Genomic DNA, 22,523 nt, shown 5'->3' with positions numbered 1-22,523 from the left:
CCGGCCTTTTTTCGTTATTCAGCGGCCTCGTTGCCGGGTGCCTCATTGCGCGGGGCATCGCTGTCAGGCTTTGGTTTGCGGGGGCCGCGCGGTTTGCGGGGGCCGCGGTCGGCCTTGGGGCCGTCATCGGTTGCAGCGGGCGTATCGGCTTTGGCAGCGCCTTGGTCTGCCCCATCCTCAACCCGTTTGTTGCGGGCCGGACGGTGGCGCGGGGCGCGGCGGGCCTCGGGTGTTTCGACCAGATTGCTGTCATCATCGCCCGAGGCAATCTCGATCACATCGGCTTTGGCACCGGCATTTTCGGGCTGCTGAGAGCCACGCTCACGGCGATCATCCCGGCGGTCATCCCGGCGATCTTCGCGCGCGGCGGTGTCGCGGCGGTCATCTGCACGGTCCTCGCGCAAATCGGGTTGCTGGTTGTCACCTCGATCCTGTTGGCGGTCGCGTTGCTGGTTCTGGTCGCGCTGCTGGTTCTGATTGTCCTGCTGGCGGCGCTGGTCCTGTTCGGCCTGCATCTCACGCATCGCTTCGGCCAGCATGCGGGTATAATGTTCCGCATGTTGCAAGAAGTTTTCGGCATTCACGCGGTCATTCGACAACTGCGCGTCGCGGGCCAAAATCAGGTATTTATCAATGATTTGCTGCGGCGTACCGCGCACCTTGCCTTCGGGGCCGGAGCTGTCGAAGACGCGGTTCGTGATATTGCCGAGGGTGCGCGGGCGGTTCGATTTCGAACGCGAGCGGGACTTGGAAGATCTCATCTTGTCCTTTGTCCAGATCTATCTGGCTAAGCCCAGAGGCACGAACATTGAGCATTCACATGCTGCTGTCGTCCGGCGGTCTGAGTATTTTTGGCATTCTGTGCAGGGCCAGGCCCGAGTTTCCTCGACGCGTAAAACGTCTCGCACGCCGTTTGTTTAGCCGTGGAGGGGGGAACTGCACAAGTGAATTATGTGGCAAATGCGCATTTTAGGCGGGTTTGCGGTGCGAAAACTGCGGAAAAGCCCGATTTCAGGGCTTTTGCGCGGCCACAACGCGGTCGCGGCCATCCAAATCCTGCAAAACGGTGATTCCCGTAAAGCCCTGCGCGGCAAAGAACCCTGCCACCCTTGCCGCCTGTGTCGGCCCGATTTCCACCATCACCCGCCCGCCCGGCCGCAAAAAGCGGCCAGCGTCACGGGCGATGATGCGGTAAGGGTCCAGCCCATCGCCGCCGGGGGTCAGGGCCAGATGCGGCTCCCATTCCCGCACATCAGGGCTGAGCGATGGCATTTCATCAGCGGCGATATAGGGCGGGTTCGAGGTGATGATGTCAAACTGCCCTGCCACCTGCGCAAACCAATCCGAGTGCTGAAACGCTGCCCGCGCGGCCAGCCCAAGGCGCTGCGCATTGCCCTGCGCCACAGTCAAAGCCTGCGGCGACAGATCGACGCCGACGCCCGTGGCCGTGGTTTCGGCCAGCAGGGTCAGCAGGATGCAACCAGTGCCGGTGCCAAGGTCCAGCAAGCGGGCAAAGGGCTGTTGCAGTGCGGCGGCGATCAGGGTTTCGGTTTCGGGGCGCGGGTCCAACACATCGCGGGTCACGGCAAAGCTGCGGCCCCAGAACAGGCGTTGCCCGGTGATCTGGGCGATGGGCTGACGCGCGGCGCGCTTCGTCAGCGCGGCGTCCAATGCCACCGCTTGTGCCGGGGTCAGTTCGGTTTGCGGGCCCAGCAGCGCAAGCCCGCCCCGGTCTACCCCCAGCACATGCGCGAGCAGTATCGCCACATCCTGCGCGGGTTCAGCGATACCCGCTTGCGCCAGTTGCGCCAGCCCTGCCCGTTTCGCGGCCAGCAGCGTGGTCATTCCATCTCGGCCAGTTTGCGGGCCTGATCGTCGGAAATCAGCGCGTCGATAATCGGGTCCAGATCGCCCGCCATGATCTGCCCCAGCGAATACAGGGTCAGGTTGATGCGGTGGTCGGTCATGCGGCCCTGCGGGAAGTTATAGGTGCGGATGCGTTCAGACCGATCCCCCGACCCGACCTGACTTTTGCGGCTGGCAGAGCGTTCGGCATCGACCCGCGCGCGCTCTGCCTCAAAAAGCCTTGCGCGCAGCACCTGCATCGCCGCGACCCGGTTCTGATGCTGCGATTTCATCGCCGACACCACGATGATACCGGTGGGAATATGGGTGATGCGCACCGCGGAATCCGTGGTGTTGACGTGCTGGCCCCCGGCGCCAGATGCCCGCATCGTATCAATCCGGATGTCGGAGGCGGGAATGTCGATATCCACCTCCTCGGCCTCGGGCAGCACGGCCACGGTGGCGGCAGAGGTATGCACCCGCCCGCCGCTTTCGGTTTCCGGCACGCGCTGCACGCGATGCACCCCGGATTCGTATTTCATCCGGGCAAACACGCCTTCGCCCTGCACATGGGCGGTCAGTTCGCGGATACCGCCCAGATCGCTTTCCTGAAGTTCCAGAATCTCAAAGGTCCAGCCTTTGGCCTCGGCATAGCGGCGATACATCGACAGCAGATCGCCTGCGAACAGCGCCGCCTCATCCCCGCCGGTGCCGGGGCGGATTTCCAGAATGGCGGGGCGGGCATCGGCGGCATCCTTGGGCAGCAGCGCCAGTTGCAGCGCGGCCTCCATCTCCTCGATCCGCGCGCGCAGGCCGGGCAGTTCTTCCTCGGCCAGCGCCCGCATTTCCGGGTCGGCCAGCATGATCTGCGCTTCGGCCAGATCATCCAGCGCGCGGCGATAGGCGTCGATCTGGGTGACGACTGGCTTGAGGTCACCGTATTCCCGGCTCAGCTTGGCAATCTCGGCCGGGGCTGCGCCAGCCGAAAGCTTCGCTTCAAGAAACTCGAAGCGTTGGCTGATTTGGGCAAGGGTTTCCATCGGGACCATGCGGGCGGTTTGGCCTATGGCACAGCGTTGGTCAAGTGGGCGCAAGCTGCATCAGCCAAACATCAGATCGGGCAGAAAGGTGACAATGGCCGGGAACAGGTAGATCAGCACAATCGCCAGCAGCAGGATGCACAGAAACGGCAAGGTCGCCTTGGCAATATCGCCGATCCCGCGCCCGGTCATGGATTTCAGCACGATCAGGTTGAACCCCACCGGAGGCGTGATCTGCGCACATTCGATCACAATTACCGCATAGATACCAAACCAGATCGGGTCTATCCCCGCCGCCTTGATCATCGGCAAGACCACAGCGCTGGACAGCACCAGAATCGAAATCCCTTCCAGAAAACAGCCAAGGATCAGGAAAAAGATCGTCAGCACAAAGATCAGCGCGCCCGCGCTCAGCCCCATGCTTTGCACCCATTCCGCCGCCGCGCGCGGGATATTGGCAAAGCCGACCGCAATGGACAGGCAGGCCGCACAGGCGATGATGAAAGAGATCATGCAGGAAATTCGCGTTGCCGACAGCAGGCTTTCAACCACCATCTCGCGGCTGAGCGTGCCGTTCAGAAAGGCCAGCAGCAGCGCGCCGAAAATCCCGATGGTTGCGGCCTCGGTCGGGGTGGCGATGCCACCGTAAATCGACCCGATGATCGCCACGATCAGCGCCACCACGGGCAGCAATTCCCGCGAGGCGCGCAGCTTCTCGACAAAGCGCAGGCGTTCTGGCAGGTCGCCGCGCTTGTCGGGGTTCAGCTTGGACCATAGCGCGATATAGCTGGAAAACAGCACGATCAGCATCAGCCCCGGCGCAATGCCTGCAATGAACAGACGCGCCACCGATTGCTGCGCCACCACGCCGTAAACGATCATGATGATGGAGGGCGGGATCAGCAGACCGAACGTCCCTGCCCCGGCCAGCGATCCGACCATCATGTTGCGGTCATAGTTGCGCGCGGTCAGTTCCGGCAGGCTCATCCGGCCCACGGTGGCGGCTGTCACCGCCGATGACCCGGACACCGCCGCCATCACCCCGCAGCCCAACACGTTCACATGCATCAACCCACCCGGCAGCCACGCCACCCACGGCGACAAGCCGCGAAACAGGCTGGAGGACAGGCCCGACCGCATCAAAATCTCGCCCATCCAGACGAACAGCGGCAGCGCGGTCAGCGCCCAGTTCCAGCTTGCGTCCCACATGGTCGAGGCCATGATCGACCCCGCATCCAGCGGCACAAAGAAGTGAAACACCACCAGCCCGGTCGCCAGCAACGACAGCGCAATCCAGACCCCCGTGCCCAGCAGCAGCAAAAGGCACAGCGCAATGACAAGCGACGCAAGTAGAATGGGGTCCATCACTCACTCCACCGCGCTGTCGACATTGGTTTCGTAATCGGCCTTTTGCCCACGCAGCACCAAGCTGGCCTGTTCCAGTATGGACAGCAGCATCACGATCAGGCCAAAGGCCACCGCCGATTGCGGTATCCACAAGGGCACGGCCAGCATACCGGGGCTAAGATCGCCGAATTGATAGGTCTGCAAGGTAAACGCCGTCATATGCCAGGCCGCATAGCCCACGATCAGCGCGGCAAGGGTGCAGGCCCAGATTTCCAGCGCCTGCCGCAACCGCTTGGGCGCGAATTCCGATACCAGACCGATGCGCACATGCACGCCGTTCACAAAGGTATAGGCCAGCCCCAGAAAGGTAGAGGCCGCAAGGAAAAAGCCCGAAAGCTCTGTCGTCTCAACCGGTTGGCCGAATTGCCTCGCGATAATCTGCACCAGTGTCGCCACCGCGATTGCAGCCAGAAAACCCGCCGCCAGATAGCCGCAGATGGTCGCAAGCCCAGAAACAAGCTGTCGCAGCATATCGCACCCCCAAAAGTGAAACGGGCGGCGCGACCCCCGCGCCGCCCTGATTGGCCCGGCTTAGTTCATGGACGCCTGATAGGCTTTCAGCACCTCAAGCTCCTCGGGCGAGGCAGAGGCGCTCCACTCCTCGATCATCGCCTCGCCGATCTTGGCCAGTTTGGCCTGCAACTCGGGCGAGGCATCGGTGACGGTCATGCCCGCATCCACCAGCTTTTGCCGCGTGCTGTCCGTGGCTTCCTTGCTCAACTCCCACGCCCGCGCGGTAGCCTTTTCACCCGCCGCGCGGATCGCGTCTTGCAAGGCAGGATCCAGCGCCGCCAAAGCCGCCGAATTCACGATGATCGCGTTCTTGTTATGCATCGACCCGGTATAGGTGAAATGCTTCACATAATCCCAAGCCTGAATATCGGTGCCCGTCTGCCCCGAGGTGAACAGCGCCTCGATCAGCCCGGTGGAGAAGGCTTGTGGCACTTCGGCAAAGGGCAGGATGGTGGCCTGAAAGCCCAGAAGTTCGCCCATGCGCTGCGTGGCGGGGGAATAGATGCGCAGCTTGACGCCTTCGAATTGTGACCCGTCCGTCACCGGAAAGCTGGTATAGAACCCCTGCCCCGGCCAAGGCGCATAGGTCAGGATTTCCATGCCCGCATCGCCAAAGACCTTGTCAAACCACGGCTTTTGCGCCTCCATCAATTTCCAGCCTGCGTCATAATTGCTGGCGACATTGGGCAGGCTGTCCAAGGTGAACATCGGGCTTTCATTGCCATAGACACCAAAGCGGATTTCCCCAAGCTGGATTTGCCCCGCTTGCACCGCACGCCGCGTGGCATCCAGCTTGATCAACTCGCCATTGGATCGCAGGTCGATCTTCAGCGCGCCATTGCTGGCGGCCTCCACCTCTTCGATGAACATACGGATGTTCTTGGTGAAAAAACTGTCATCAGGATAGCCAGAGGCCATGATCCAGTTGGTTTGCGCAGCGGCAGCCCCGCCAAAGGCGATGACCGCGGCCAAAGCGGCGCTGATGTTTTTCAGAAATGACATTCTTAACCCTCCGTGTTGATTTATAGTGTCTTTGCGTTCGTTTCGTCAGACTGACCGAGTGATCCCCCCATCCACGCGAATGTTTTGCCCGGTGATATAGGCCCCGCCGGGCGAGGCGAGGAACGCGACCACGCTGGCAATTTCACCCAGCGAGCTGCCATAGCGCCCCATGGGGATCATGCTACGGAACTCTTCCTTCTCTGGCAAACTGTCGATGAAACCGGGCAGGACGTTATTCATCCGGATATTCTCGGCGGCGTATTTATCGGCAAAAAGTTTGGTGAATGCTGCCAAACCGGCCCGCATCACACCGCTGGTCGGGAACACCGGATTCGGCTCAAACGCCGCGAAGGTCGAGATGTTGATGATCGCGCCGCCGCCTTGGGCCTGCATGATCGGCGTCACCAGACGCGCGGCGCGCACGGCATTCAGGAAATACACCTCCATGCCTTCGTGCCAATCGGCATCGGTCAGGTCCAGCACCGGGGCGCGCGGGCCATGGCCTGCGGAATTGACCAGCGCATCAATCCGGCCCCATTTGTCCATCGCCGCATCCACCAGCTTTTGCAGATCATCGCTGGACCGGTTGCTGCCCGTCACCCCCACGCCCCCCAAGTCCTGCGCCAAAGCCTCGCCCTTGCCCGAGGAGGACAGGATGCCAACCTTGAACCCATCGGCGGCCAGCGCGCGGGCGCTATCTGCCCCCATGCCGCTGCCACCTGCCGTTATCAATGCAACTTTGGTCATGGCTTATTCCTTTGCGACATCGTCGGATTTCAGGTTCAGAAAGGCGACCCCGCTATTGCCCAAGGCGACCGAGGCAAACGGCCCGCCATGGCACAGATTGCCGGGGTCTGTCGGGTCCAGCGGGGGGGACGCCGCATAGATTTCCTTGGCGAATTGTTCGGCATTATCCTTGGGCCGATAGCCCAGATGCTGGGCCTTGCTGTTATCCACCGGGGCGCGGTCATTGTTGGACACGCCGTAAACGATGGAAAACCCGGTGATCGGCGTGTCGATCGCGCGGGTCACCATATGGATCAGATCATCATAGCTGAGCCAGCTTCCCACCGCGCGCGGGTTTGACACCTGCGCACAAGACAGGATGCGCATGCACACCGCCTCCACCCCGCGCTTGTCCCAATACAGGCTGGCCAGATCTTCGGCAAAGCACTTGGCAAGCCCATAGAAGGTATCGGGGCGATGCGGGGCGTCGATGCCGATGAATTCGGTCTTTTTATGCATCCCCACCGCATGGATGGACGAGGCATAGACAACCCGCCGCACCTTGTTGCGATAGGCCGCCTCCCAGATGTTATAGGCCCCGATGAAATTCGGACCAAGCAGGGTTTCAAACGGCGCCTCATCGCCAATCGCGCCGAAATGCACCACCATATCGGCCCCTTCCAGCAGCGCCTCCATCGCGGCAAGATCGGCCAGATCGGCCTTCACATAGCGTTCATTCGGGGCAAGGTTTTTCACCCCGTCCAGAATATCGGTGGACACAAATTCATCACACATCTTGGCCAATGGCGCGCGCAGATAAGACCCAAGCCGCCCTGCCGCCCCTGTCAAAACCAGTTTCTTCATTGTCACATTCCTTGTCGTTTCGGCCCTGTTTTCAGGGGCTTGGTTATAGGTCTGCGCGGCGCAACAGGGCCACCGCTGCCGCGATCCGGTCCATGGCCTGCGCCAGCACCGCCTCGGAGGATGCCGTAGAAATACGGAAGAACGGCGATAAATCATAGGCGCTTCCCGGCACCGCCGCGACGCCGCCCGCCTTTAACAACCACGCCGTCACATCGGCATCGGATCGCAAAATCTCGCCTTCGGGCGTGCGGGCCCCGATCAGCGCGGCACAGCCGATGAAGGCGTAAAACGCCCCGCCCGGTGGGGCCAGTTCCAACCCGTCAATCGCCGCCACACGGTCCACCACCAGATTGCGCCGCGCCTCAAACGCCGCGCGAAACCGCTGCACATCGTCTTGCGGTCCCTCCAGCGCCGCCGCCGCCCCGGCCTGCGCAATCGAACAGGGACCAGAGCTGATCTGGCTTTGCACCTTGGTCATGGCGGCAATCAAGTCGGCTGGCCCCGCACCATAACCAATGCGCCATCCCGTCATGGCATAGGCTTTGGACACGCCATTCACCGTCAGCACCCGGTCGCGCAGATCAGGACAGGCCGCCGCAAAAGAGGTGAATTGCCGCCCGTCAAACAAGATATGCTCATAAATCTCGTCCGACAGCACCAACAGGCGCGGATGGGTCCGCACCACCTGCCCCAAGGCCAGCAAATCGGCCCGCGTATAAACCGCCCCCGCCGGGTTGGAGGGCAGGTTCAGCATCACCCAGCGCGTGCGCGCGGTCATCGCCGCCGCCAACCGCGCGGGCGTCAGGGCAAAGCCTTCGGTCGCAGGGCATTCCACCACCACCGGCACCCCGCCAAGGATCAGCACGATATCCTTGTAAGACCCGAAATAGGGCGCGGGCAAAATCACCTCATCCCCCGGTTCCAGCGTGGCCATCATCGCGTTGAAAATAACCTGCTTGGCCCCGTTCGAGATGATGACCTGCCCCGGCGCATAATCCAGCCCGTTGTCGCGCCGCAGCTTGGCCACCACCGCCGCTTTCAGCCGCGCGGTGCCATCGGTGGCGGTGTATTTCGTCTCACCCGCCATGGCAGCAGCATGGGCGGCCAGTTTGATGTGGTCGGGCGTGTCGAAATCCGGCTCGCCCAGACCAAGATCAATCACATCCTCGCCCCGCGCGCGGGCGGCCTTGGCCGCTTGGCTGACCCAAGCCGAAGCCGAAGGTTTGACAGCGGCCAACCGAGAGGCTGCAAAGCTCATGCCAAGGCCCCTTTCACCTGCGCCAACAGCGCATCCGACCCTTTGGACAAGATCGCCGTATCCGCACCACAAGCGACAAAGGTGAAGCCTTCGTTCAACAGTTGGGCCGCGAACACCGGGTCCAGCACCAAGGTGCCCACCGGCACGCCTTTGGCGATCAGCCGTTGCGCGGCAGGGCGGATCAAGGCCCAGACCTCTGGGGCCATCGGCTGGCCCAGCTTGCCCATATCGGCGGCAATATCGGCAGGGCCAAAGAAAATGCCGCTGACCCCGTCAACCGCAGCAATCGCTTCGGCCTGTTCCACCGCCGCGCGGGTTTCCAATTGCAACAGAACGGCGGTTTCGTCGGCGATGCGCGCGGTATAATCGACCACGCGCCCGAACCGCGTGGCACGGGTGGACCCAGACACCCCCCGCACCCCTTGCGGCGGATAGCGGGTGGCGGCCACGGCGCGCTGTGCCTCCTCGACCGATTGGATCACCGGGAACAACAGCCCCGGCGCACCCAGATCCAGCAAGCGTTTCACCGAAACCGCATCATTCCATTCCACCCGCACGATGGCTGTGGTCGGATAGGCGGCAAAGGCCTGAAGCTGGCCCAGCACGCTGAAATAATCATTGGGGCTGTGTTCCATATCAATCAGCGCCCAGTCATAGCCCGCCCCCGCCACCACTTCGGCGGCGAAATTGTTTGACAGGCTGATCCACAAGCCGATCTGTTTGTGCCGGGCCTTCAGCGCAGCGGTGAACGGGTTGGCGGCAAGCTGCATCAGATGATCGCCCGTTCGATGATGGGCCGGTTCGCGGCAATCCGGTCATAGTTGAACGGCGTCAGGTCCAGCGCGCGATAGCCGCCATAGGTGATCCACTCTGCCGTGCCACGCCCCATCGCCGGGGATTGCTGCAAACCATGGCCGGAAAACCCGTTCAGAAAGAGGAAATTCGCAAGCCTGCTATGCGGCCCCATGATCGCATTGTGATCAAAGGTGTTCATGGCGTAATGCCCGGCCCATTCCGATTGCACCTTGATCGCCTCGAACTGCGGGATACGGGTGGCAAGGATGGGCCAGACATGGCTTTCCCACAGCCCGTGATCCATGGTGAAATCATCGTAATCCACCGCCGGGTCCAGATCGCCATGGCCGCCGCATTGATAGATGCCGCCCCCGTTTTCGCGCACATGCACCCCGGACGGATCAATCGTCAGCGGCAAATCCCGGTCCAGCGGCTTGTCGGCTTTGAAAATCCAGGAATAGCGTTTGCGCGGCTCTACCGGCACCTCGATCCCTGCCATCCGCGCCGTGGCCGCCGCCCGCGGGCCAGAGGCATTGACCACCGTGCCACAGGCAATCACCTCGCCCGATTTCAGCGTCACACTGTCAACGCGCGTTCCCGCAGCATTTCGGTTGATCGCCACCACCTCATTTTCCACATATTCCACCCCGCGTTCGCGCGATTGGCGGCGCCACCAGTCAAACACCGCGCCGCCATCCCAGAACCCTTCGTCTACAAGGTTGATAGAGCCGAGAATGATGTCATCGACGCAATAAAAGGGATAGGCCGCCTTGATCTGCGCGGCGGTCATCAGTTGCGTGGCCGCCCCTGCCGCGCGTTGCACCTGCTGATTGGCGCGCAGCACATCGGCAAACCCATCCGTATCGGCCAGATACATATAGCCAAAGGACCGGATGGACAGATCCGGCACGCGCGGGTCGCCGCCCATGTAGCTGCGGATATTCTTGACGAAATCCGCCGCGAACTGGCTGATCCGCACATTCAATTCGGCCGAGAATTGCTGTCGCATGCAGCTATTGGTGTGGCTGGTGGAAGCATTGGCATAACTGCTGTCACGTTCCACCACCAACACCTTGCCGTCAAAATCCTTGGTATCGGTCAGAAACCACGCGGTAGAGGCCCCCATGATCGCGCCGCCGATGATCACCACATCATAGGCGCTGTGCTGTGGCGCTTGGGTTTTCAGGGCCATCAGATATCCTCCCCCCGCAGAACGGCGGCTTCGACGGCGGCAATCTCGTCGGCGCTCAGCCCGTAAACCTCGGCGGCGGTTTGGGCGCTGATATAGCCGCGGGCCAGATCGCGGCGCAGGCTTGCCGGGTCGCGATCGGCGACCGGGCCGTAACCGGCACCCCCCGGAAAGGCCATGACAACGCGGCGGCCATGCGGAACGAATTGCTTGCCCTTCACCCGCATCGCGGTGCCATCATCCTGCGCGATCAGCGTGGGCGCGCCATTGCCGCCCCCGCGCCGCCCGCGTGCAGGATGCGCGCCCCGGTCGAACATGGCTTGAATATCAAACTCATACCCTTCCATCGCGCCCACTTCCATATGCTGGCCCAAACCGCCGCGCGTCTTGCCTGCGCCGCCACTGTCGGGCCGCAATTCCTTGCGCCAGATGATCACCGGGCCTGCATGTTCCGTCGCCTCGATCGGCATGGTCATCACGCCAGACGGGAAAGCCGTGGCGTTCAGCCCGTCCAATCCGGGCCGCGCCCCTGCCCCGCCAGAGTTGAAGGTCAACACTTCCACCCGCCGCGCGCCTTTGGGGGCCGGCGCATCCGACCGGGGCCGCAAGCTGACCTGAAAATTGCACAGACAGCCCGCGCCCTCGGCCGGCACCAGACCGGGGACGATCTGGTCAAAGGCGTTGAACACCGTATCGGGCACGAAATGCCCGACGATATGGCGCAACGCCACCGGGGCCGGGTGCAGCGCATGCACGATGGTATTTTCCGGGGCAGTCACCTCAAACGGCAGCAAAGAGGCGTGGTTGTTCGGAATTTCCGGCGCAATCGCCACTTTCAGCGCATAGCAGGCATAGGCCTTGGTATAGACCAGCGGGCAGTTGATGCCCTTTTTATCCACCCCCGAGGTGCCTGCGAAATCAGAAACGATCCGGTCTTCATGCACCGTCACCTTGACCTTCAGGGTGATCGGCACATCAAACCCGTCTACCGTCATCTCGCCCTCTGCCGACATGCGCGGCAAGGCCGCGATGCGCTCCAGCGTGGCCCGGCGCGAGTTTTCAAGGATGAAATCCGCGATACCGTCCAGATCGGTCAGGCCAAATTCCACCATCATCTCGATCAGGCGGCGGTGGCCGATATCGTTGCAGGTAGCCAGTGCATACATATCGCCGACCAATTGGTCCGGCTCGCGCACATTGCCGCGCACGATGCGCAGCAAGGTTGCATCGACGGTGCCCCGTTCGGCAAATTTCATGATGGGCAGATACAGCCCTTCTTCATAAACGCTGGCCGCATCGGCCCCAAAGCCACGCCCGCCAATATCGACGATATGCGCCGTGCAGGCGAAAAAACCGACCAGCGCGCCTCTGTGAAAGGAGGGCGTGACCATGGTGATATCATGCAGATGGCCCGTGCCCTCCCAAGGGTCATTGGTGATATAGATATCGCCTTCAAACATATTTTCGCGCCCGATGCGGCGGATGAAATGCGCCACGGCATCAGCCATCGCATTCACATGGCCCGGCGTGCCCGTGACCGCCTGCGCCAACATGCGCCCCTGCGTGTCATAGACCCCGGCAGACAAATCGCCTGCCTCACGCACCGATGTTGAAAACGCTGTGCGCACAAGGGCTTGGGCCTGTTCCTCGACGACCGAGATCAGACGGTTCCACATCACCTGATAGGCAACGGATGACGGCGTTTTGGTCATGGTTCAGGCCCCCGGCTTTACGGAAATGTCAATGCAGCCATCCGGCTGGCAGATCGCGTCGCGGCTGCTGGGCAGGATGATGGTGGTTTCATCTTCGAAAATCACGCCCGGCCCGGTCAGGCTGTCGCCGGGCTGCAAGGCGCTGCGGGCGATTTTCTGGCAATCGACAAAGCGCCCGATAGCGGCATCAAACACCGATTGCAGGCCTTGCGCCGCCGCCGGTTTGCCGCCGCTGTGCTGGGCCACCCGCGCCACCTGTTCCGGCGGGGTGGTGGCATTGACCGACCAAACCGTGATCTCGACATCCAAACCCGCAACCGTCCGCGCGAAAAGCTTGGCGTAATCTTCTTCGAACCGGGCAAGGAAAGTGGCCGCATCCGGTGCCATCGCCTGCGCCTCGGTCAGTTGGATGGGGATTTCCCAGCCCTGCCCGACATAGCGCATGTAAACCTTGAATTCCGCCTGTATCGGGCTGACCGCATCACAGGTGCGCACAAATCCCGTCGCCTCATCGCGCAATTCGGTCAGCAATGCCCGGATCAACCCAGCATTGAAATCCGACAGCTTCATATAGACGGAGCGGTTTGCCTCAAAGCTGAAGGGCGCGCGCAAGAACCCGATGGCCGACCCCACCCCCGCCCCCGGCGGCACGATCAGCCGGTTCACCCCCAGCTTTTCGCACAAACGCCCTGCATGCAGCGGGGCCGCGCCGCCAAAGGCGATCATGGTATAGTCGGACAGATCCTCGCCGTTTTCCACCGCATGCACGCGGGCGGCATTGGCCATGTTTTCATCCACCACCTCGGCCACACCAAAGGCGGCCTCGGACGGGTGCATATCCAGACTGTCGCCGATATCATCCGTCAGGGCATAGACCGATGCACCGTAATCCAGCGTAAAGGCCCCGCCTGCGAAATTCTTGGCATCCAGCTTGCCAAGGACCAGATCGGCATCTGTCACCGCAGGCCGGTCGCCGCCGCGCCCATAGCAGGCAGGCCCCGGTTCTGACCCGGCACTTTCCGGCCCCACCCGGATCTGGCGCAGACTGTCAACATGCGCAAGCGAGCCCCCCCCGGCCCCAATTTCCACCATATCAATGACCGGAATCGAAATCGGCATGCCCGAGCCTTTTTTGAAGCGATAGGTCCGGGCCACCTCGAACACGCGGCTGGTTTTCGGGGTCTGGTTCTTGATCAGGCAGATTTTGGCTGTGGTGCCGCCCATGTCGAAACTCAGCACCTTGTCCAGACCATAGCGCGCCGCGATATGGGCCGCGAACACCGCGCCCCCCGCAGGCCCGCTTTCCACCAGCCGCACCGGAAAATCAGCCGCGTTCTGGATGGAAATGATCCCGCCCCCCGAATGCATCAGGAAAATCCGGCAGGCCACGCCTTCGCTGCGCAAACGATCTTCTAACCGGCCCAGATACGAGGCCATCAAGGGCTTGATATAGGCATTGGCGACAACGGTGTTGAACCGCTCATACTCCCGCATTTGCGGGCTGACTTCGGACGACAGCGACACCGCCACGGCCGGCAGCTTTTCGGCCAGCACATCGCGGATCAGGCGTTCATGCGCGGGGTTCAGATAGGAATGGATCAACCCCACCGCCACGCTTTCAAACCCGGCCTGCGCGATGCGGTCCACCACGGCGTCCACCTCGGCCCGGTCCAGCGCGATCATCACCTCGCCCTTGGCATTGACGCGCTCTGCCACGGTAAAGCGCATCTGGCGCGGCAGCAGCGGCTCTGGCAGGGTCAGGTTCAGGTCATATTGCTCAAACCGGCTTTCGGTGCGCATTTCGATCACATCGCGAAAACCTTGGGTGGTAATCAGCGCGGTCTTGGCCCCGCGCCGTTCGATCAGCGCATTTGTGGCCAGGGTGGTGCCATGGATGATCTGGTCAATCTGCCCCGGTGACACGCCTGCCTTGGCGCAGACCTGATGCATCCCCTCGATGATGGCGTTTTCGGGCGCGGCATAGGTGGTCAGCACCTTGGTGGAAAACTGCGCCCCCGCCTTTTCCAGCACCACATCGGTAAAAGTGCCGCCAATATCGACACCAAGGCGCACAGAACCTGTTTTCATCCAGCTTGTCTCCGTCACAGTCCGGGCGCCGATCTGATCGCAGCGCCGCGTTTCCTGCCTGAAACTGGCACGGCGCCTCGATCAAAACAAATTCTAATAATTTCTATGGATGATAGATTTTTGTGATCTATCCAAGATGCGCCTGCGCCGTTTCCACCGCAAAGCGCGCGGCCTGATCGACAAAGCGCGGGGCCTTGGCTTTGGAATAGCGGGCAAAGAATTCCAACGGGTTGGGGTGCCAATCCACCGCCAGCGCCACCAAGCGCCCGGCGGCCAGCGCCTCGGCCAGCAAGGCGGCGGGCAGCAAGGAAACCCCCATCCCGTCAATCGCCATCTGAAGCGAGGCGCCAAGGCTGTTGGAATAGACGATCTGATCCATCGCCAGCTTTTGCGTCTCTGCCTGTTTGGCCAAGGCGCGCGCCGCCAGCGAATGCCGCGCATGCACCTGTATCGGCGTTTTCACCAAGGTCGCCAGACAGGTCGTCGGGCCCAGCTTTGCAGCAATCTCGGGCGTGGCGGCCCAAATATAGGGGTAAGTGCCCAAAGGCAGCGCCCCATCGGTTTCATGCTCAAACGGTCCGGTTTGCAAGGCCAGATCAAGCTGCCCGGTGGCCAGCTTCTTCTCAATCTCGGACGACAGGCCCACCTCCAGTTCCACCGACACCGCCGGATAGACGCTGCGAAACCGGCGCAGGAACGGGTGCAACCATGTGCAGGCCACCAGTTCCGTCACCCCCAGCCGCATCCGATCTTCGATCAGGTCTTGGCGATTGGCGGCTTCCAGCAGGGCCTCTGCCTCCCACAACACTTTGCGCGCGGCGGCGACAAGGGTTTTGCCCTTTTCCGACAGCCGCACCGACCCCGCATCGCGGTGCATCAAAATGGTGCCGAGGCTTTCCTCTAACCCCGCGATCCGGTTGGAAATATTGGGCTGTGTGGTGCCCAGCAGCGCCGCCGCCTTGCGAAAAGACCCCAGATCGACCACGGCGACCAAGGCTTCAAGCTGTTTCAGGGTGATCTGGCTTTTTATCATGCTGGCTTGATGGATAAGTATATTTGATCACAGGTCAAGCACCCTGCCCCTGCTTCGCGCTGGTCATTCACCCGACCATGCGCCACAAAGATGGGGCAACACTTTGGGGGATATCATGACAGCATCGGAATTCAGCCAGCAAACCCGTGACAAGCTGATGCAGGTCAGCACGGCCACCTTGACCACGGCGCTGTTCCGCATCGGTTTGCGCAATGTGTTCTTGCAAGGGGTGCAGCGGCTGGGGGATGGGCCGAACATGGTCGGCCCGGCCTATACCCTTCGCTATATCCCCGCGCGCGAAGATCTGGATGTGCTGGACTCCTTTGCCAATCGCGAAAACCCGCAGCGCAAAGGGGTAGAGGAATGCCCCGCAGGCAGCGTCTTTGTGATCGACTCACGCGGTGATGCCTCGGCGGCTTCGGCGGGGGGAATTTTGGCGACCCGCTTGCAGATGCGCGGCTGTGCCGGGATCGTCACCGATGGCGGCTTTCGCGACTCGCCCGAGATTGCGGCGCTCGCGATGCCAGCCTATCACACCCGCCCCAGCGCGCCGACCAACCTGACCAAACATCATGCCGTTGCATTGAATGACCCGATTGCCTGCGGCGGGGTTGCGGTGTTTCCCGGCGATATTCTGGTGGGCGATGCCGAAGGCGTGGTCTGCATCCCGGCGCATCTGGCCGATCAGATCGCCAATGACGCCCATGAAATGACCGTGTTTGAAGATTTCGTGCTGGAACGCGTGCAGGCCGGACAGTCGATCTTTGGGCTTTACCCGCCCACCGACCCCGCCACGAAAGAGGCGTTCAAGGACTGGCGCGCCAAAGCTGGCCGCTGATGCGCCGGTTTCAATGCCCCGTTTGCACGACCGAGGTTCACTTTGGCAACAGCCATTGCGGCCATTGCGGCGCGGGGCTTGGCTATCTGCCAAGGCACGACCAAATGCAGGCTTTGCCGCTTGGCGGAGGCAGCCCCACGCCTTGCGCCAATCGAGAGGTGATCGGCTGCAACTGGCTGTGCGACAGCGGTGGTGATGGCGGCGGTGATGGCGATGGCAATGGCGGTGCGTCCCTGTGCCTGAGCTGCCGCCACACGATGAAAATTCCCAACACCGCCGATACCGAACGCCAGAACCAATGGGCGCGGCTGGAACGGGCCAAGCGGCGCTTGTTCTATTCCTTGCTGAAATTCAACCTGCCGCTGTCTGACAGCCCGGATGGCACGGCGGGCAGCTTGCAGTTTGAACTGCTGGGCGATGAAACCCGCCCCGATGGCGCGCAAAAGCGGGTGATGACCGGGCATGACAATGGCCGCATCACCATCAATATCGACGAGGCCGATGACGTGACGCGCGAACGCAATCGCGCCGCCTTGGGCGAACCCTATCGCACGCTGATCGGACATTTCCGGCATGAGGTCGCGCATTACTATTGGGACAAGCTGATCGCGGGGACAGACCGGCTTGCGGCCTGCCGCGCCTGTTTCGGGGATGAGCAGCAGGATTATGCGCAGTCACTCGCCGCCCATTATGCCAATGGCCCCGCCCCCGACTGGCCGCAATCTTTCGTCAGCGCCTATGCCAGCGCCCATCCTTGGGAGGATTTCGCCGAAACCTGGGCGCATTATTTCCATATGGTGGGCGGCCTTGAAACCGCGCAGGCTTACGGGCTTGATCCGAAATCCCTGACCGAGCCTGCCGCGCAGGCCTCGCAGGCCTCGCAGACGCCTTTGGCGTGGCTGCCGAACCCCTATCACGCCACGGATTGCGATGAGTTGATCGCGCGATGGGTGCCGCTGACGATTGCCATGAATGCGATGAACCGCTCCATGGGCAACCGCGATTATTACCCTTTCGTGCTGACCCCCGCGATCGCGCGCAAACTGCGCTTCATTCACGATCTGATCGCGGGGTCGTAACGCCTGCCCTTACAGCCCCGGTTTGCGCCGCAAATCCAAGGTGAAGGGAAATTCGGGGTGCGGCGGGTCCGATTGCGGCACATAGCCGCCGGGGGTATGGCCATGCGGTTGAAACCGCGCCAACCGCCGGGCCTCGGCCTCATTGCCATTGACGGGAAAGGTTTCATAGCTGCGCCCACCGGGATGGGCGACATGATAGGTGCAGCCCCCCACGGCCCGGCCCGTCCAACTGTCGAAAATGTCAAAGACCAGCGGGCTGTCGACGGGGACATAGGGGTGCAGCGCATTCGCCGCCTGCCATGCCTTGAACCGCAAACCCCCGACACCCACACCCGTCTGCACCGTCTGAAGCGGGACGCGGCGACCGTTGCAGACAACGGCATAGCGGCCCGGATCGGCAGCGCTCAGCTTGACCTGCAAGCGTTCGGTGGAACTGTCGGTATAGCGCACGGTGCCACCAATCGCGCCGGTTTCGCCCAGCACATGCCAAGGCTCCAACGCCTGACGCACCTCCAGATGCACATCTTCATAGGTGACTTCGCCGCAGAAGGGAAAGCGGAACTCGGCCTGCGCCTCAAACCATTCGGGGCGGAAGGCAAAGCCATGATCGCCCAGATCGCGCAGCACATCGCGGAAATCCTGCCAGACGAAATGCGGCAGCATGAAGCGGTCATGCAGGCTGGTGCCCCAGCGGGTCAGATTGCCTTCCAAGGGCGAGGCCCAGAGCCGCGCGATGATCGCCCGGATCAAAAGCTGCTGCGCAAGGCTCATCCGGGGGTTGGGCGGCATTTCAAAGCCGCGAAACTCCACCAACCCCAAGCGGCCTGTCGGCCCATCGGGGGAAAACATCTTGTCGATGCAAATCTCGGCCCGGTGGGTGTTTCCGGTCACATCGGTCAGCATGTTGCGCAGCAACCGGTCGGGCAGCCACGGCGTTGACGGGTCTGCCTGCCCGGCTTTGGGGATCTGCCCCAGCGCGATCTCCAACTCATACAAACTGTCGTGCCGCGCCTCATCAATACGCGGGGCCTGACTGGTGGGGCCGATGAACAGGCCGGAGAACAGATAGGACAGGCTGGGATGGCGCTGCCAGAACAGGATGATGCTTTTGAGCAGGTCAGGCCGCCGGATGAACGGGCTGTCCAGCGGGGTTGCGCCGCCCACAACCACATGGTTGCCGCCCCCCGTGCCGGTATGCTTGCCATCAATCATGAACTTGTCGGTGCCCAGCCGGGTTTGCCGCGCCGCCTCATAGACCGTTTCGGTGATATGCACACACTCCTCCCAACGGGCGGCGGGGTGAATATTCACCTCGATCACGCCGGGGTCGGGGGCCACGCGGATCACATTCATCCGGGGATCATTGGGCGGGGTATAGCCTTCGATATGGATCGGCAGGTTGAGCGCCTTCGCGCTGCGCTCGGCGGCGGCGATCAGGTCGAGGTAATGCTCCAGTTCCTCCACCGGGGGCATGAAGACGCATAGTCGCCCATCGCGCAATTCCACCGACAGGGCCGAACGCACGGCCCCGTCCAGATCGTGGATCACCTGTTCCACCCGCTCTTGCCCTGGTGCGGCGGCGGCAAAAGAGGCGACAGCCTGCGCGCGCGGCTCGGGTTTAGGGTCTGCCACATCGGGCAATGGCCCGCGCGGGATCGTCGGATCCTGCGGATGGATATAGGGATATTGCGACGGCGGCACATAGGGCAATGTGCCCAAGGGCAGGCGATATCCCACCGGGCTATCGCCCGGCACCAGATAGATATTGCCGCGCCGGGTTTTCCACTTTTCCGACCGCCATTTCACACCGCTGGCCTTGCTTTGCCACGACTGAACCGGCAGCACATAGCCCGAGGGTTTCGTCAGCCCCCGGTCAAACACCCGCGCGATGCGATAGCGTTCCTCCGGGTCGTCCAGTTTGGAGTTTTGCGGCGTCACATTTTCGGGCAGGTTGCCCTCTTTGGTGATCCAGACCGCGGGGTCTTCATAGGCGGGCACCACATAGTCGCGCGCAATCCCCAGCGCCTCGGCCATGTGATGCAGCAAGGTTTCGGCCTGCGCAGGCGTGGCACCGCTTTTCTCGCCCTCGCGGGCGATCAGCGCTGCGTCCGACCAGATCGGCTGCCCGTCACGCCGCCAATACAGCGAAAAGGTCCAGCGCGGCAGCGATTCCCCCGGATACCATTTGCCTTGCCCAAAGTGCAAAAACCCCTGCGGCGCGAATTGATCGCGCAAGCGGCGGATCAGCTTATCGGCCAGATCGCGCTTGGTGGGACCGACAGCCGAGGTGTTCCATTCCTCCGCCTCGAAATCATCAATCGACACGAAGGTCGGCTCTCCGCCCATGGTCAGGCGCACATCGCCCTCGGCCAGCGCCGTATCCACCTTGCGCCCCAGCGCGTCCAGCGCGGACCACGACTCATCGGAAAAGGGTTTGGTGATGCGCGGATGTTCGGCCACCCGTGTCACCTTCATGTCAAAATCAAAGGTGACATTGGCGAAACTGGCAAGGCCCGACACCGGGGCCGCGTTGCGGTAATGCGGGGTGGCCGACAGCGGGATATGGCTTTCGCCGGTCAGCAAACCGCTTGTCGGGTCAAGGCCGATCCAACCCGCGCCGGGCAGATACACCTCACACCAGGCATGCAAATCGGTGAAATCGACTTCGGTTCCCGCAGGCCCGTCAATCGCCACCAGATCGGGTTTCAACTGGATCAGATAGCCCGAGACAAACCGCGCGGCAAAGCCAAGGTTGCGCAACACCTGCACCAGCAGCCAACTGGAATCGCGGCAAGACCCGCTGCCTGCTTGCAAGGTTTCCTCCGCGGTTTGCACACCGGGTTCCATGCGGATCAGATATTGCAAATGTGCTGCAATCCGCGCATTCAACCCGACCACAAAATCCACCGTGCCTTTGGGGCTGCGGTCGATACTGGCCAGAAACGAGGCCAACAGCGGCCCGACCGGTTCGGGCGTGCGATAGATCACCAGATCGGGGGCCAGATCTTCGGGGTAGTCAAAGGGCCATTGCTCGGCGCTTTCTTCGACAAAGAAATCGAATGGGTTATAGACCGTCATATCGGCGGTCAGATCGACCTCGATCTTGAATTCCTGCACCGGGTTGGGAAAGACAAACCGCGCCAGCCAGTTGCCATAGGGGTCTTGCTGGTAGTTCACGAAATGATCCGTCGGCGTCACCCGCAAACTATGCGACAGCACCGCCGTGCGGCTATGCGGCGCGGGCCGCAAGCGGATGATCTGCGGGCCCAGCGTGACCGGGCGATCGTATTTGTAATGGGTCAGGTGATAGACAGCGGCCTTGATGGACATGTGGTTCTTTCTGGTGCCGGGCTGTGGCGCAGTCAGGAAAGCCGCCGCGCATTGCCCTGCGCGCCCGCTTTGCCAACACCCCCCACCCCGAGAGGATCATGGAGTCACTATCCGGTCGAAGGCGCAACGGCGCAACCGCCACCCGGCCCGATACGTCAGAAAGCGCAGAACAGAGGCAGACCTAGGCCCGCCCCTGCCGCAACTGCCTAAACTTTACGCAAAAACACCACCCTACAGCAAAGGCGTGATGATGCGCACCGCAACGCGCCGATTGCGCTTTTCATCGGCCTGCGTATCGATCAGCAACTCGTCCTCGCCATAGCCCTGCACGACCATGTTTTCCGGCGGGATGCCGAAATATTCGGTCAGGGCCAGCGCCACGGTTTCCGCCCGCCGATCCGACAACGCGAGGTTCATCGCAGCCTTGCCCGTGGCATCCGTATGGCCTTCGACCAAAAAGATCTCATCAGGGTTGGTGTCCAGCAATTGCTGCATCGTGGTGCCCAGATCCGACAGGGCATTCACCTCGCTGGTCGACAGCGCCGAGGAGCCGGAGGCGAAGGTGATGCTGTCCACCCCGATCACAGCGGCCAGACGGCGCACCTGCGGAATGTCGCGCACCTGACGCAGGCTGAACGTGCGGCCAAGCTGTTCGATCTGGCGCGCGGCAAGGGCTGCCTTCAGCGCGGCATCCTGATCGCGCGCGGCAATCACCACGGGGCGGCTGCGCGGCTTTGGCAAGGCCGAGACGGTGATCGCCTGCTCTGGTTGCAGGTCGTTGATCAACACCCGTTCCTGCCCCTGCGCATCATAATGCGCCCGGCGCAAGACCCGGCCTGTGGCATTGCGGATCGTCACCACCTGAGAGCCATCAGCCCGTTCCACGATCGTGCGGGTCGAGCCGTCCTTGAAGGTTTCGGTGCGCAGCGTGTTGCCGGGGCGGCGCAGCAGCGCATCATCATCCTTGTAAACCTGATAGCTGCCATCGGGTTTCAGCACCACGACCCGGTCGCCGGTGTTGGACACGACCTGTTGTTGCTGCGGGAGAGTGCCTTGCACATTGCCCTGCGCCGTATCGGTCTGGGCGGCGCGGTTGTTCTGGCTGATGATCGCCCCGACCACCAAAGCGCCCAGCCCGATCAGCCCGGCCTTTTCCAGATCCGACAGCTTGTTCTTCTTGCCGGGGGCCACGACTTGCGGGGCGGCGGCAAATTCCTCGGTCGCACGGCGGGTGCTGTCTTCGGTTACGGTTTCGGTGGTGGTGGCAACCGCATCCGCCGAAGGGGCAGCATCTGGGGCCGCAGTCGCGGTCTCGGCGGCAGCAAGCGGCTGGGCGGCCTCTGCGGCGGCAGGGTCATCGCTTTGCGCAGCCGTCAGAAGGGTCGAGAGCGCCTCCATCGCCTCCTCGGCGACGACTGGGGCCTCCACCGGGGTGGCGTTGGGGTCGATCACCTCTTCAGCGGTTTTCAGCCCGGCGGTCGGGTCCTGAATGCTGCCATCAGGTTTGAGGCCAAGCTCTGCCTCGGCCTTGGCGCGAGCCTCGGCTTCCGCCTCGGCCTCTGCCGCCGCTAACGCGGCTTCGGCTTCGGGATTAGCCGCGGGCGCGGTTTCAGGGGTGGCTTCTGTCGCGGCCTTCGCTGCCGCTTCGGCTTCCGCCGCCGCTGCGGCTTCCGCATCTGCCTTTGCCTGCGCGTCGGCCTCCGCCGCTGCCGCTGCTTCTGCATCTGCCTTGGCTTGCGCGTCAGCCTCCGCCGCTGCCGCCGCTTCCGCATCCGCCTTCGCTGCCGCTTCGGCCTCCGCCGCT

At 62.4% G+C, this 22,523-nt stretch carries 18 protein-coding genes; 2 read left to right on the top strand and 16 right to left on the bottom strand.

Going from position 1 to position 22,523, the window contains the following annotated elements:
* Positions 1-14 precede the first annotated feature (14 nt).
* From EGN72_RS08820 to EGN72_RS08755, 14 genes are all read right to left on the bottom strand, one after another.
* Positions 15-761: a DUF4167 domain-containing protein gene (locus EGN72_RS08820; protein WP_127046670.1), complete on the bottom strand. Its 747-nt coding sequence runs from the start codon at positions 759-761 to the stop codon at positions 15-17.
* 250 nt (positions 762-1,011) lie between these two features.
* Positions 1,012-1,845: a peptide chain release factor N(5)-glutamine methyltransferase gene (prmC, locus tag EGN72_RS08815; RefSeq protein ID WP_127046668.1), complete on the bottom strand. Its 834-nt coding sequence runs from the start codon at positions 1,843-1,845 to the stop codon at positions 1,012-1,014.
* Positions 1,842-2,894 carry a peptide chain release factor 1 gene (gene prfA / locus EGN72_RS08810; protein ID WP_127046666.1) on the bottom strand — a complete coding sequence of 351 codons (1,053 nt, stop codon included), beginning with the start codon at positions 2,892-2,894 and terminating at the stop codon, positions 1,842-1,844. The genes prmC and prfA overlap by 4 nt, the downstream gene beginning before the upstream one ends.
* A 51-nt stretch (positions 2,895-2,945) precedes the next feature.
* Entirely contained in the window at positions 2,946-4,250 is a 1,305-nt protein-coding gene (locus EGN72_RS08805) for a TRAP transporter large permease (protein ID WP_127046664.1), read from the bottom strand.
* A 3-nt stretch (positions 4,251-4,253) separates the two neighbouring features.
* Positions 4,254-4,763, bottom strand: coding sequence for a TRAP transporter small permease (locus tag EGN72_RS08800; RefSeq protein ID WP_127046662.1), 510 nt, complete (start codon positions 4,761-4,763; stop codon positions 4,254-4,256).
* 60 nt (positions 4,764-4,823) lie between these two features.
* Complete coding sequence (locus EGN72_RS08795; RefSeq protein WP_127046660.1) at positions 4,824-5,807, bottom strand: TRAP transporter substrate-binding protein; 984 nt, start codon at positions 5,805-5,807, stop codon at positions 4,824-4,826.
* Positions 5,808-5,852: 45 nt separating this feature from the next.
* Positions 5,853-6,554 carry an SDR family oxidoreductase gene (locus EGN72_RS08790; protein WP_127046658.1) on the bottom strand — a complete coding sequence of 234 codons (702 nt, stop codon included), beginning with the start codon at positions 6,552-6,554 and terminating at the stop codon, positions 5,853-5,855.
* Between the two features lie 3 nt (positions 6,555-6,557).
* Complete coding sequence (locus EGN72_RS08785) at positions 6,558-7,397, bottom strand: NAD(P)-dependent oxidoreductase (RefSeq protein ID WP_127046656.1); 840 nt, start codon at positions 7,395-7,397, stop codon at positions 6,558-6,560.
* A 43-nt stretch (positions 7,398-7,440) separates the two neighbouring features.
* The gene (locus EGN72_RS08780) at positions 7,441-8,655 is read right to left on the bottom strand and encodes a pyridoxal phosphate-dependent aminotransferase (protein ID WP_127046654.1); all 1,215 of its coding nucleotides are present in this window, start codon (positions 8,653-8,655) and stop codon (positions 7,441-7,443) included.
* A complete protein-coding gene (locus EGN72_RS08775) occupies positions 8,652-9,425 on the bottom strand; it encodes an HpcH/HpaI aldolase/citrate lyase family protein (RefSeq protein WP_127046652.1) in 774 nt (257 codons plus the stop codon). Before EGN72_RS08775 ends, EGN72_RS08780 begins: the two co-directional genes overlap by 4 nt.
* Entirely contained in the window at positions 9,425-10,642 is a 1,218-nt protein-coding gene (locus EGN72_RS08770) for an FAD-binding oxidoreductase (protein WP_127046651.1), read from the bottom strand. The genes EGN72_RS08775 and EGN72_RS08770 overlap by 1 nt, the downstream gene beginning before the upstream one ends.
* Positions 10,642-12,351: a hydantoinase B/oxoprolinase family protein gene (locus tag EGN72_RS08765; protein WP_127046647.1), complete on the bottom strand. Its 1,710-nt coding sequence runs from the start codon at positions 12,349-12,351 to the stop codon at positions 10,642-10,644. The genes EGN72_RS08770 and EGN72_RS08765 overlap by 1 nt, the downstream gene beginning before the upstream one ends.
* A 3-nt stretch (positions 12,352-12,354) precedes the next feature.
* The gene (locus EGN72_RS08760; protein WP_127046645.1) at positions 12,355-14,439 is read right to left on the bottom strand and encodes a hydantoinase/oxoprolinase family protein; all 2,085 of its coding nucleotides are present in this window, start codon (positions 14,437-14,439) and stop codon (positions 12,355-12,357) included.
* Positions 14,440-14,566: 127 nt separating this feature from the next.
* On the bottom strand, positions 14,567-15,472 hold the full coding sequence (locus tag EGN72_RS08755; protein ID WP_127046643.1) for a LysR family transcriptional regulator: 906 nt from the start codon (positions 15,470-15,472) through the stop codon (positions 14,567-14,569).
* 115 nt (positions 15,473-15,587) lie between these two features.
* Between EGN72_RS08755 and EGN72_RS08750 the strand changes: the two genes are divergently transcribed.
* Both EGN72_RS08750 and EGN72_RS08745 read left to right on the top strand, forming a co-directional pair.
* A complete protein-coding gene (locus tag EGN72_RS08750) occupies positions 15,588-16,310 on the top strand; it encodes a ribonuclease activity regulator RraA (RefSeq protein ID WP_127046641.1) in 723 nt (240 codons plus the stop codon).
* Complete coding sequence (locus EGN72_RS08745; RefSeq protein WP_127046639.1) at positions 16,310-17,389, top strand: putative zinc-binding metallopeptidase; 1,080 nt, start codon at positions 16,310-16,312, stop codon at positions 17,387-17,389. The genes EGN72_RS08750 and EGN72_RS08745 overlap by 1 nt, the downstream gene beginning before the upstream one ends.
* 9 nt (positions 17,390-17,398) lie before the next feature.
* Here EGN72_RS08745 and EGN72_RS08740 read toward each other — a convergent pair whose 3' ends face one another.
* Positions 17,399-20,719, bottom strand: a complete 3,321-nt coding sequence (locus EGN72_RS08740; protein ID WP_127046637.1) for a DUF2126 domain-containing protein — start codon at positions 20,717-20,719, stop codon at positions 17,399-17,401.
* Between the two features lie 231 nt (positions 20,720-20,950).
* Positions 20,951-22,523: OmpA family protein (locus EGN72_RS08735; protein WP_148114248.1), on the bottom strand; the 1,573-nt coding region annotated here is incomplete at its 5' end.

This window comes from Pseudorhodobacter sp. E13, from assembly GCF_003991405.1.
Taxonomy (GTDB): domain Bacteria; phylum Pseudomonadota; class Alphaproteobacteria; order Rhodobacterales; family Rhodobacteraceae; genus Pseudorhodobacter.
Note: the sequence above shows the minus strand (reverse complement) of the source record. Positions and strands in the feature narration are given on the sequence as shown.